Annotated in this window: 11 protein-coding genes; 7 read left to right on the top strand and 4 right to left on the bottom strand. The window is 59.4% G+C overall.

Annotated features, from left to right (window positions below):
* Positions 1-119 precede the first annotated feature (119 nt).
* On the bottom strand, positions 120-1814 hold the full coding sequence (locus AB4Z20_RS04380; RefSeq protein WP_442089376.1) for a lactate permease LctP family transporter: 1695 nt from the start codon (positions 1812-1814) through the stop codon (positions 120-122).
* A gap of 262 nt (positions 1815-2076) precedes the next feature.
* On the opposite strand from AB4Z20_RS04380, the gene AB4Z20_RS04375 reads away from it, so the two are divergent.
* Positions 2077-2844 carry an FCD domain-containing protein gene (locus tag AB4Z20_RS04375; RefSeq protein WP_072411334.1) on the top strand — a complete coding sequence of 256 codons (768 nt, stop codon included), beginning with the start codon at positions 2077-2079 and terminating at the stop codon, positions 2842-2844.
* Between the two features lie 325 nt (positions 2845-3169).
* Here the strand turns inward: AB4Z20_RS04375 and smpB are convergent, their stop codons facing one another.
* On the bottom strand, positions 3170-3652 hold the full coding sequence (gene smpB / locus AB4Z20_RS04370) for an SsrA-binding protein SmpB (protein WP_003197663.1): 483 nt from the start codon (positions 3650-3652) through the stop codon (positions 3170-3172).
* Between the two features lie 118 nt (positions 3653-3770).
* On the opposite strand from smpB, the gene AB4Z20_RS04365 reads away from it, so the two are divergent.
* From AB4Z20_RS04365 to AB4Z20_RS04355, 3 genes are read left to right on the top strand one after another with little or no spacing between them, the layout of a single operon-like run.
* Complete coding sequence (locus tag AB4Z20_RS04365; protein ID WP_253471548.1) at positions 3771-5174, top strand: sodium-dependent transporter; 1404 nt, start codon at positions 3771-3773, stop codon at positions 5172-5174.
* A 7-nt stretch (positions 5175-5181) separates the two neighbouring features.
* The gene (locus AB4Z20_RS04360; protein ID WP_024617726.1) at positions 5182-5625 is read left to right on the top strand and encodes a type II toxin-antitoxin system RatA family toxin; all 444 of its coding nucleotides are present in this window, start codon (positions 5182-5184) and stop codon (positions 5623-5625) included.
* Positions 5622-5924, top strand: coding sequence for an RnfH family protein (locus tag AB4Z20_RS04355; protein WP_442089375.1), 303 nt, complete (start codon positions 5622-5624; stop codon positions 5922-5924). The genes AB4Z20_RS04360 and AB4Z20_RS04355 overlap by 4 nt, the downstream gene beginning before the upstream one ends.
* Positions 5925-5983: 59 nt before the next feature.
* Here the strand turns inward: AB4Z20_RS04355 and AB4Z20_RS04350 are convergent, their stop codons facing one another.
* Positions 5984-6511: an outer membrane protein assembly factor BamE gene (locus tag AB4Z20_RS04350; protein ID WP_214512212.1), complete on the bottom strand. Its 528-nt coding sequence runs from the start codon at positions 6509-6511 to the stop codon at positions 5984-5986.
* A 97-nt stretch (positions 6512-6608) separates the two neighbouring features.
* Between AB4Z20_RS04350 and fur the strand changes: the two genes are divergently transcribed.
* The gene (gene fur / locus AB4Z20_RS04345; protein ID WP_003197684.1) at positions 6609-7013 is read left to right on the top strand and encodes a ferric iron uptake transcriptional regulator; all 405 of its coding nucleotides are present in this window, start codon (positions 6609-6611) and stop codon (positions 7011-7013) included.
* A gap of 77 nt (positions 7014-7090) precedes the next feature.
* Here the strand turns inward: fur and recN are convergent, their stop codons facing one another.
* Positions 7091-8764, bottom strand: a complete 1674-nt coding sequence (gene recN / locus AB4Z20_RS04340; protein WP_212797594.1) for a DNA repair protein RecN — start codon at positions 8762-8764, stop codon at positions 7091-7093.
* A gap of 241 nt (positions 8765-9005) precedes the next feature.
* Between recN and grpE the strand changes: the two genes are divergently transcribed.
* Both grpE and dnaK read left to right on the top strand, forming a co-directional pair.
* The gene (gene grpE / locus AB4Z20_RS04335; protein ID WP_013692249.1) at positions 9006-9572 is read left to right on the top strand and encodes a nucleotide exchange factor GrpE; all 567 of its coding nucleotides are present in this window, start codon (positions 9006-9008) and stop codon (positions 9570-9572) included.
* A gap of 65 nt (positions 9573-9637) precedes the next feature.
* Positions 9638-11590: a molecular chaperone DnaK gene (gene dnaK, locus AB4Z20_RS04330; RefSeq protein ID WP_256211756.1), complete on the top strand. Its 1953-nt coding sequence runs from the start codon at positions 9638-9640 to the stop codon at positions 11588-11590.
* The last annotated feature ends 223 nt before the right edge of the window (positions 11591-11813 follow it).

The raw sequence follows: 11813 nt of genomic DNA, 5'->3' as shown, positions 1-11813 counted from the left end.
GTCCGCTGAGGCTGCTGAATATAGACAGGAAATCTTTCAGCAGCCTTGCAGACCCGGTGGTGAATAGCAGACGCCGAATCACGGTTCGGCGTCGGTTTTTTCAGTGCTGCGTGTAGGACTTAATGAATCAGCATGCCGGTAAACCAGTAGGCCTGGGCCAACGTGATCAGGCCGACAATCGTTGCAAAGAATAGGCTGTGTTTGAGGGTGAAACGGAACAGATCCGATTCCTTGCCCACCAGCCCGGTCGCCGCGCAGGCCACCGCGATCGATTGTGGCGAAATCATCTTGCCGGTCACGCCGCCGCTGGTATTGGCCGCGACAAGCAAGGTGTCGTTGACGCCGAGCTGGTGCGCGGTGGTGGCTTGCAGCGAGCTGAACAGCGCGTTGGACGACGTATCGGAACCGGTCAGGAACACACCCAGCCAACCCAGGAACGGCGAGAAGAACGGGAACGCCGCGCCCGTGCCGGCCAACACCAGGGCCATGGTCGACGACATGCCCGAGTAGTTGGTGACGAAGGCGAATGCCAGCACCATGCCGATGGACAGGATCGGCCAGCGCAGCTCGAAAAGTGTCTCTTTAAAAGTGGTAAGACCAGTTTTTACATTGATCTTCAGCACCAGCATCGAGATCAATGCGGAGAAGAAAATCGCCGTGCCGGTGGCGGAAATCGGATCAAGCTTGAACACGGCCGGAATGGCAGTGGGGTTGATCACGATGGGCGCGACCTTGATCACCATCTGGTCCAGGTGCGGGATGGCGAAGTTGAACACCCAGCCGTACATCGAGCCACCTGCGGCGAACATCGCCTTGAACGGCTTGAGGGTCCAGATCGTCACCAATACGGTCAGGATCAGGAACGGCGACCAGGCCTTGATGATTTCTCCCAGGCTGTAGGGCGAAGCCACGGTGCTGCGCGGTTGGCCGAAACCGCCGGCGCTGGCGGTGACCGTGGTGCTGGAGGTGGCGCCGGCAATCTGGGCGCCAGCGGTGCGCTTGGGCTGCCAGACTTTCAGGAACAGCGTCAGGGAAATCAGGCTGGCCAGGGCGGAGGTGATGTCCGGCAGTTCCGGGCCAATGAAGTTGGAGGTGAAGTACTGGGTGACGGCGAAGCTCAGGCCTGCCACCAGTGCAGCAGGCCAGGTTTCCCGCACGCCGCGCAGGCCGTCCATCATGAACACCAGCCAGAACGGCACGAACAACGACAGCAAGGGCAGTTGGCGACCGGTCATGGCGCCGATCTTGAAGGCGTCGATCCCGGTGACCTGACCGGCCACGATGATCGGAATGCCCAACGCGCCGAACGCGACCGGGGCGGTGTTGGCGATCAGGCACAGGCCCGCGGCGTACAGGGGGTTGAAGCCCAGGCCGACCAGCAGGGCGGCAGTGATCGCCACCGGGGCACCGAAACCGGCGGCACCTTCCAGGAATGCGCCGAAGCAAAAGCCGATCAGCAGCACTTGCAGGCGTTGGTCATCGGTAATCGACAGCACCGAGCTGCGGATCACCTCGAACTGGCCGCTCTTGACCGTCAGTTTGTAGAGGAATACGGCGGCGACGATGATCCAGGCGATGGGCCACAGGCCGTAGGCAAAGCCATAGCCGGCGGCTGCGAAGGCCATGTCGGCGGGCATATTGAACGCGAAAATCGCCACGGCAATCGCCAGGGCCAAGGTGATGCTGCCGGCCACATGCCCCTTGAGGCGAAACACCGCCAGGGCCAGGAAGAAAAATACGATGGGAATGACGGCCGCGAGCGCGGACAAGCCGAGGCTGCCGAGCGGGCTGTAGAGCTGTTGCCAGGTTTGCATGATGGGTGGGCCCCTAATTGTTGTTGGTCAGGCACTGCCAGCGGGTTTGGTTAATTGGTAATACCAATTTACAATCGCTGTTGGCTAGGGTAAAAGCCTTGGTTGTCATGTGTCAATTTGCCGCCCTGAAACTTTCGTCGAATAAGCGGTGCAGAGCGCATCTGATCCGGTGGTGCAAAACGGCTTTGATGGGTGTGGACAAGGCCCGGATGGGCCAGAATAGAGAGCCCGGCGAGCGGTCGGGATCGTGGAGAATTGAGTTATGGGGTTTGATCAGATTCGTCAGCGCCGTTTGTCTGACGATATTGTCGAGCGGCTTGAAGGCATGATCCTTGAGGGCACGCTCAAGTCCGGTGAGCGGCTGCCGGCCGAACGGACCCTGGCTGAGCAGTTCGGTGTGTCACGCCCTTCGTTGCGCGAGGCGATCCAGAAGCTGGCGGCCAAAGGCTTGTTGGTCAGTCGCCAGGGCGGCGGCAACTATGTGGTGGAGTCGCTGGGCTCGACGTTCAGTGATCCGCTGCTGCAGCTTCTGGAAAGCAATCCCGAAGCGCAGCGTGACTTGCTGGAGTTCCGTCACACCCTGGAAGCGTCCTGTGCTTATTACGCGGCCCAGCGGGCCACGGATGTGGACCGCGAGCGGCTGACGGCGGCATTCGACGAACTGCAGGACTGTTACTCGCGCCACGACGAGGTGAGCCGGGCGGAGGAGGGCGCGGCGGATGCCCGGTTTCACCTGGCGATTGCCGAGGCCAGTCATAACGCGGTGTTGCTGCACACGATTCGCGGCTTGTTCGACCTGCTCAAGCGCAACGTGGTGACCAACATCGGCGGCATGTACAAGCAGCGCAGTGAAACCCGCGACATGCTGATCAGCCAGCACCGGGAGTTGTACCAGGCCATAATGGACGGACACGCCGAACAGGCGCGGGAAGTGTCCAGCCGGCATATCTTGTATGTGCAGGAGGTTCTGGAGGAGGTGCGTCAGGAAGTGCAGCGCGTGGCGCGGGCGGAGCGGCGTAAAGGGATGTAGCGCACGAACCTTGTGGGAGCGAGCTTGCTCGCGAAAGCGGTCTGTCTGACACATCACTGCCGGATGTGTCGACGCCATCGCGAGCGAGCTCGCTCCCACATTGGATCTTCAGTGAACACGGGGTCTGTGTGTTGCCGGGATCTGGTGTGGGGGCGAGCCTGCTTGCGAAAGCGGTCTGTCTGACACATCACTGCCGGATGTGTCGACGCCATCGCGAGCAAGCTCGCTTCCACATTGGATCTTCAGTGAACACAGGGTCTGTGTGTTGCCGGGATCTGGTGTGGGAGCGAGCTTGCTCGCGATAGCGGTCTCAAGGACGAAAGAATCAGTCTTCCTTGCCCTTGTTGCGCACCGCGCGCTGCAGCTCGCGGCCCGCATCGCGTTCACGCTCGGTATCGCGCTTGTCGTATTCCTTCTTGCCTTTGCCCAGGGCAATTTCGCACTTGATCAAGTGCTTGCTCCAGTACAACGACGTGCAGACGCAGGTGTAGCCCTTCTGTTGCACAGAGGCGAAGAGCTTTTCCAGCTCGCGCTTGTTGAGCAGCAGCTTGCGCGAGCGCGTCGGGTCGGCGATCACGTGGGTGCTGGCGGTGGTCAGCGGCGTGAAATGGCTGCCCAGCAGCCAGGCCTCGCCGTCCTTGAGCAGCACGTAGCTGTCGACCAGTTGCGCCTTGCCGGCACGCAGGCTCTTTACTTCCCAGCCGGCCAGGACCATGCCAGCCTCGAAACGTTGTTCGATGAAGTAATCGTGTCGCGCCTTTTTATTTTGCGCGATGGTCCCTGTGGGGTGTTTCTTCTGTTTAGCCATAGGGGCGGCATTATAGGCAGTTGCGTGCGTGTCGGCTACGGTGAAGCAGCGTGCTTGAGCACGTTGAGTGAATCCCGGACAATGCGGCCTCTTTTTTTAAAGCTTGGGCGTGATCACGATGTCGACAGACAAGGTTTCTGTCCACGGCAGTTGGGCTAGCCGCTGGGTTTTTATATTCGCTGCAACCGGTTCTGCGGTGGGGTTGGGCAGTATCTGGAAATTCCCCTACATGGTCGGCATCTACGGTGGCGGAGCCTTCGTACTGATGTTCCTGGCGTGCATTGCGCTGATCGGCGCACCGGTAATGCTGGCCGAAACCCTGATCGGTCGTCGGGCCCGGCAAAGCCCGGCCAATGCCTTGAAGGTGCTGGCAGTGGCGGCGGGGCACTCGCCCAAGTGGTCGTGGGGCGCCTTCGCCGGGATGATCACGGCGCTGTTGATCCTGTCTTTCTATAGCGTGGTCGGCGGTTGGTCGCTGGACTACATCATCGACATGGGGCGTGGGGATTTTCAGGGTGTGACACCTGACCAGGTGGGCGCCTACTTCGGCAATGTGATTGCCGATCCCTGGAGGCTGACCCTCTGGCACACGATTTTCATGGTGCTCTCGGCGGTGGTGATTGCCCGGGGCGTGGTGGCCGGGCTTGAGCGCAGCCTGCGGATCATGATGCCGTTGCTGTTCGTGATGATCCTGGTGCTGCTGGGCTACAGCATGACCACCGGGCATTTCATGGAAGGCGTGCATTTCATGTTCGACTTCCAGCCGGAGAAAGTCCTGGACGGCCTGCTGCCGGCCATGGGGCATGCGTTTTTCTCCCTGAGCGTCGGGGTCGGTTCGATCATGATCTACGGCGCCTACATGCCCAAGAATGCCTCCCTGACCCGGACCGTTGTCGGTGTCGCACTGCTGGACACCTTCGTGTCGCTGCTGGCGGGTGTGGCATTGTTTCCGATTGTGTTCGCTGCCGGCCTGAACCCCAGTGAGGGGCCGGGGCTGATGTTTGTCAGCCTGCCTTTTGCCTTCGGCAGCATGGCGTTCGGCCAAGTGATGGGCGTGGTGTTTTTCCTCCTGGTGGCCATCGCCGCCTGGAGTTCGGCCATCTCCCTGTTGGAGCCCATGGTGGCTTACCTGGTTGAGCGGACCCGACTCAGCCGCGCCTGGGTAACCTTCTGGTTGGCCTTCACCTGCTGGTTTGTCGGCCTGGGTACGGTGTTCTCCTTCAATATATGGAAGCAGGCGAAGTTTTTCGTGAACGAAGACGGGCTGTTCCATCTCTACCAGTGGGGCGCAACCGGAGGGCTGGATTTCTTCGGCGTGATTGATTTCTTCACCTCGCGGATCATGCTGCCATTGGGTGGTTTGTGTTTCGTAGTGTTTGCAGGATGGATCATGGGGCGTGAAGCGGTGCGTGATGAATTGTCGCTGCGTAGCCCTGTATTGTTTGGTTTGAGCCTGTTCTTGATGCGCTACGTGGCGCCCATTGGCATTCTTGTAGTGTTTGCCGCCCAGCTGTGGAAGTGACGCTTACATGACGACACATATTCAACGCTCGGCCTTGCTGCCCTACCCGGCGCAGGCGCTGTATGACCTGGTCAACGATGTGGCGAGCTATCCGGAGTTCTTGCCGTGGTGCTCGTCGGCCGAGGTGCTGGAGAGCTCTGAAACCCATATGCGCGCCAGCCTCAACATTGCCAAGAGTGGCTTGAGCCAGCGCTTCGTCACGCGTAATACGCTGGTGCCGGGGCAGTCCATCGAGATGAATCTGGAAGAAGGGCCTTTCAACCAGCTCCACGGTGTCTGGGTGTTCAAGCCGCTGGGTGAAAAGGCCTGCAAGATCAGCCTGGATCTGTCGTTCGACTACGCCGGCCCTCTGGTGCGGGCGACGCTGGGGCCGCTGTTCAATCAGGCCGCCAATACCCTGGTCGATGCGTTCTGCCAGCGGGCCAAGCAGAATGCAGAGCTCAAGCGTTGATTGAGATAGAAGTGGTGTATGCCTCGGCGGAGCGTCAGGTCTTGCGCACCTGCGCGGTGCAGGAGGGTGCGAGTGTTCGCGCCGCACTGGCGGCATCGGGTATTGCCGATGCGTTTGCGGAGCTGGATCTGGCGACTTGCCCAGTGGGGATTTTTGGCAAGCTGGTTGCCGATCCAGAGCACCAGGTGGTGCAGGCGGCCGATCGACTGGAGATTTATCGCCCGTTGTTGGCCTATCCGAAGGAAATTCGGCGCTTGCGCGCGGCCAAGGCAGCCCAGGCACGCCAATCGGAGCAATAACCTGGCTTGAATGGCAGGCAATAAAAAACCCGGCATGCCGGGTTTTTTTATGCCGCAATTTATTGCGGCGAGGTGTCCAGGGGCTCTGGCGTCGGGACTGGTACGGTCTCGACTTTGTCCACATCCTTCTGGATCTGGTCCAGCAACGAACCTGGCTTGGCCGGTTTTTCCGGTTTCGGCTGTTCGGCCTTCTGGGCCGGGTCGGTCACGGTGTTGTCGCTGTCCTTGCCCAAGATGGCTTCGTCACGGCTCACGCCAGGCATGAAATCGCCTGACAGGCTGACAAGTTGGTCGTTGGGGCTAAAGATAACGCTGATGCGTTCCTGCTGGCGCTCACCGCCGCCTGGCTGCAAGCTGTACAGGTAATCCCAGCGATCGGCATGGAACGTGTCGGTCAGCAGGGGATTACCCATGATAAACCGTACTTGCCGGCGGGTCATTCCCGGGCGCAACTGGTCTATCATGTCCTGCGTGACGACATTGCCCTGCTGGATGTCGATTTTGTAAACCCCGGGGAATGAACAACCGGCGAGTGCGAGCAGTCCCACAAAGGTGAAACTGGTTAGCAAGAGCTTGGTGTTTTGCATCGGTGGGCGACTTCCACTATCTTGGCTGGGACAACGTAAACGCCGATCATACCCGCATTAAGAGAAGCTGCGAAGCAGCATCGCGAGAAAGCTGACCATGGTTGAAAATAGCGAACTACGCAAAGCCGGCCTCAAAGTGACCCTGCCACGGGTCAAGATTCTACAAATGCTCGATTCCGCCGAGCAACGCCACATGAGTGCTGAAGATGTCTATAAGGCGCTTATGGAGGCTGGTGAGGACGTCGGTCTGGCCACGGTTTACCGTGTTCTGACCCAGTTCGAGGCAGCTGGCTTGGTGGTGCGGCACAACTTCGACGGAGGCCATGCGGTCTTCGAGCTGGACGACGGCAAGCATCACGACCATATGGTCAACGTCGAAACCAGTGAAGTGATCGAATTCTTCGACGAAGAAATCGAGCGGCTGCAGAAAGCAATCGTCGACAAGTATGGCTTCGAGATGGTCGATCACAATCTTGTGCTGTACGTACGCAAGAAAAAGTAAGCATGTCGCGTGGACTATTACGGTTCGCGAAACGAACGAAGGCGACCCCAGGGTCGCCTTCGTGCTTTCTGCCGTTCTCAGATTTTCGCGGTAACGACCATTTTTTTCGCGTGGGCCAGGGATTCCTTGGTGAGGTCGATGCCCCCGAGCATTCGCGCCACTTCCTCTACGCGCTCGTTTTTGTTGAGCTTGGACACGGCGGTGCGAGTGGCATCCTCGCCGCGTACCTTGTGCACAAATAGATGCTGGTGTCCCTGGGCGGCGACCTGGGGTAGGTGAGTTACCGTCAGCACCTGGCCGCGTTCCCCTAGTCGGCGCAGCAACTGGCCGACAATTTCTGCGGTTGGGCCACCGATGCCCACGTCTACTTCGTCGAATACCAGCGTCGGCACGCGAGAGGTCTGCGCGGTGATGACCTGGATGGCCAGGCTGATCCGTGACAGCTCGCCGCCGGACGCGACTTTGGCCAGGGCCTTGAGCGGTTGCCCCGGGTTGGCGCTGACCAGTAGTTCCACTTGCTCCAGCCCGTTGGGCTGGAGCTCGTCGCCAGCGTTGGGGCGCAATTCGATGGTGAAGCGCCCGCCCGGCATGCCCAGGCGCTGGATTTCCTGCTCCACGGCGCTGGCCAGCCCTGTTGCGGCGTGCTGCCGCAGTTCACTGAGCTCCTTGGCCTTTTCCTGGTAATGACGGGCATAAGACGCCAGTTCGTCCGCCAGGCGCTCGATGGATTCATCGTTGGCGTTCAGGGTTTCCAGTTCTTCCAACAGCCGCTGCTGGAGTTCGGCAACGTCGGTCGGCTGGATGCGGTGTTTGCGCGCCAGTGTATAGATGGTGTCCAGGCGCTCTTCCAGGTACTGCAGGCGGGCCGGGTCGGCATCGAAATGATCGAGGAACCGATTCAGCTCCCCGACGGCCTCTTCGACCTGGATCTGCGCACTCGTCAGCAGGTTCGTCGCTTCGTTCAGGGCGCCCACCGAATTGTTCACGCTGGAGAGTCGGTTCAAGCTCGCTGTCAGTGCATTGAGCACATTGCCCGAATCGCTCTCGCTGCACTGTTCGACCACTTGCCGGCAAATGCCCAGCAGGGTTTCGGCGTTGGTGAGGTTCTTGTGTTCCTGCTCCAGTTCTTCCAGTTCATTTTCACCCAGGGCCAGGTTCTCCAGCTCCTCGAGCTGGTAGCTCAACAACTGGTGACGGGCACGCTGTTCGTCGCCGGAGTTGGAGAGTCGATCCAGTTCCTGGCGGGTCTGGCGCCAGCGCTGGGCCGCCAGTTGGACCTGTCGGGCCAGGTCGGTGGCGCCGGCGTATTCATCCAGCAAGCGGCGATGGGTGTCGGTCTTGAGCAGGGATTGGTGTTCATGCTGGCTGTGAATGTCGATCAGCAGCTCGCCGAGGGCCTTGAGGTCGCCCAAGGGGCAGGGCGTGCCATTGATGTAGCCTCGGGAGCGGCCTTCAGCGGTGATGACCCGGCGCAGGATGCACAAACCGTCGGTGTCCAGGTCGCGTTCGGCCAGCCAGGCGCTGGCCTCGGGGATGTCGACCAGGTCGAACGTCGCCAGGATGTCGGCCTTGTCCGCTCCGGGGCGCACCACGCCACTGTCGGCGCGGTCGCCCAGCGTCAGGCCCAGGGCATCGAGCATGATCGACTTGCCTGCGCCGGTTTCACCGGTGATCACACTCATGCCTCGATCAAGTTCGAGGTCGAGGTGTTCGACGATGGCATAGTTGTGTACGGACAGGTGCACCAGCATAAGGCCGCTCCCAGGCTTTAGGTCTGGTTATTTATACAGTGTTTTGTTTTGACCTGACAATGCCCTCGCTTAGCTCGATTTGCTTGGATAGATGATTTTCTTAGCGCGGCGGGGAATGGTTATGCAGCTGTTTTTTGTAAGGTTAATTCGTCAGATGGCCCTTGAAGCTGCAAAACCCGACCCCATATACCGGGGCAGAAGCGCGAGTTGAGCTCGCGGACGAAGTTGAGAGGAGAAATCTATGGCTGACGAACAGACGCAGGACACGCAAAATCTAGACGCCAATCAGGCTTCCCAGGACTCCGGTGAAGACCTGGCGGCACGTGTACAAGTGCTCGAGGAGCAACTGGCCGGTGCGCAGGATCAGGCGTTGCGTGTAGCAGCCGACCTGCAGAATGTCCGCCGTCGCGCCGAGCAAGATGTAGAGAAGGCTCATAAATTTGCCCTGGAGCGTTTCGCCGGCGACCTGCTGCCGATCATCGACAGCCTGGAGCGTGGCCTGGAGCTGTCCAACCCGGATGACGAAAACATTCGTCCGATGCGTGAAGGCATCGAGCTGACCCTGAAAATGTTCCAGGACACCCTCAAGCGTTATCAGCTCGAAACCCTTGATCCGCATGGCGAACCCTTCAACGCCGAGCACCACCAGGCCATGGCGATGCAGGAAAGTGCCGACGTCGAGCCAAACAGCGTGCTGAAGGTTTTCCAGAAGGGCTATTTGCTCAACGGTCGCCTGCTGCGCCCGGCCATGGTCGTGGTCAGCAAGACGCCAGCGCCGGTTTCGCCTTCTATTGATGAGCAGGCTTGAAATCGGTCGTAGCGGCCCCATCTATATGTCAAGCGTTTAAGTGCTACCGCAGTTAGCCACCACTGCTGCGGCAACCAAATCCAAGTTCCGGGAGAGTTAACATGGGCAAGATTATCGGTATCGACCTGGGGACCACCAACTCGTGCGTCTCCGTGCTGGAAAACGGCAAGGCCAAAGTCATCGAAAACGCTGAAGGCGCGCGTACCACGCCGTCGATCATCGCTTACGCCAATGATGGCGAGATTCTGGTTGGCCAGTCGGCCAAGCGTCAGGCAGTGACCAATCCGCATAACACCCTGTACGCGGTGAAGCGTCTGATCGGTCGCAAGTTCGACGAAGAAGTCGTCCAGAAAGACATCAAGATGGTGCCTTACAAAATCGCCAAGGCTGACAACGGCGACGCTTGGGTTGAAGTGAACGGCCAGAAAATGGCACCGCCACAGATCTCGGCTGAAATCCTCAAGAAAATGAAGAAAACCGCCGAAGATTACCTCGGCGAAGCGGTGACTGAAGCGGTCATTACTGTTCCTGCCTATTTCAACGACAGCCAGCGCCAGGCGACCAAAGACGCCGGCCGCATCGCGGGCCTGGACGTAAAACGTATCATCAACGAACCGACTGCGGCCGCTCTGGCCTACGGTATGGACAAGGCCAAGGGCGATCACACCGTGATCGTTTACGACCTGGGTGGCGGTACCTTCGACGTTTCCGTGATCGAGATCGCTGAAGTCGACGGCGAGCACCAGTTCGAAGTATTGGCAACCAACGGTGACACGTTCCTCGGTGGTGAAGACTTCGACATCCGCCTGATCGACTACCTCGTCGACGAGTTCAAGAAAGAAAGCGGCATGAACCTCAAGGGTGACCCGCTGGCCATGCAGCGCCTGAAAGAAGCCGCTGAAAAAGCCAAGATCGAACTGTCCTCGAGCCAGTCGACCGACGTGAACCTGCCGTACATCACTGCAGACGCCACCGGTCCTAAGCACCTGAACGTAAAAATCTCCCGCGCCAAGCTCGAAGCGCTGGTGGAAGACCTGGTTCAGCGCACTATCGAACCTTGCCGCATCGCTATGAAAGATGCCGGTATCGACGTTGGTTCGATCAACGACGTGATCCTGGTTGGCGGTCAGACCCGTATGCCGCTGGTTCAGAAGCTGGTGACCGATTTCTTCGGTAAAGAAGCACGTAAAGACGTCAACCCTGACGAAGCTGTTGCCATGGGTGCTGCTATCCAGGGCGCGGTATTGGCTGGTGACGTGAAAGACGTCCTGCTGCTCGACGTCAGCCCGCTGACCCTGGGTATCGAAACCATGGGCGGCGTAATGACCGCGCTGATCGAGAAAAACACCACGATTCCTACCAAGAAATCCCAGGTGTTCTCGACTGCCGACGACAACCAGGGCGCAGTAACCATCCACGTGCTGCAAGGTGAGCGTAAGCAAGCCGCACAGAACAAGTCCCTGGGCAAGTTCGACCTGGCCGAGATTCCACCAGCACCACGTGGCGTGCCACAAATCGAAGTGACCTTCGACATCGACGCCAACGGCATCCTGCACGTCGGCGCGAAAGACAAGGCTACCGGCAAGACTCAGTCGATCGTGATCAAGGCCAACTCCGGTCTGTCCGAGGAAGAAATTCAGCAGATGGTTCGCGATGCTGAAGTCAATGCCGAGGAAGACCGCAAGTTCGAAGAGCTGGCCAGCGCTCGCAACCAGGGCGATGCCTTGGTGCACTCGACTCGCAAAATGATCGCTGATGCTGGCGAAAAAGTGACCGCGGAAGAAAAAACCGCCATCGAAGCGGCCGTGGTTGCCCTGGAAGCTGCCGTCAAAGGCGACGACAAGGCTGCCATCGAAGCGAAGATCGAAGAGCTGTCCAAGGTCTCCGCGCCAGTGGCCCAGAAGATGTACGCCGAACAGGCTCAGCCTGCAGAAGGCGCGGCTGCGCAGGGCGAATCGGCCGAGAAAGCCGACGACGTCGTTGACGCCGAGTTCGAAGAAGTGAAAGACCACAAGTAATCGCTTGTTGGTCGGCCGGTTGACTGCATTTGTGCGGTGGCTGGTAGGATGTCGCCGCGCGGGAGCTTGCTCCCGCGTTGGCGTGTCTGGAGCTAATGAATTTTTACAGCATGCGACAGTGTTCGGGTGCTGACGGTGTGTTCGGGAATGCTCCTGCTTTCCGAGCGACATGCACCGCGTTTTGGCCGGGTCCCCGGCTGAAAGAAATATGACCAGGATCGTT

The sequence above is a fragment of the Pseudomonas sp. KB_12 genome (assembly GCF_052114545.1).
Taxonomy (GTDB): Bacteria; Pseudomonadota; Gammaproteobacteria; order Pseudomonadales; family Pseudomonadaceae; genus Aquipseudomonas; species Aquipseudomonas brassicacearum.
Note: the sequence above shows the minus strand (reverse complement) of the source record. Positions and strands in the feature narration are given on the sequence as shown.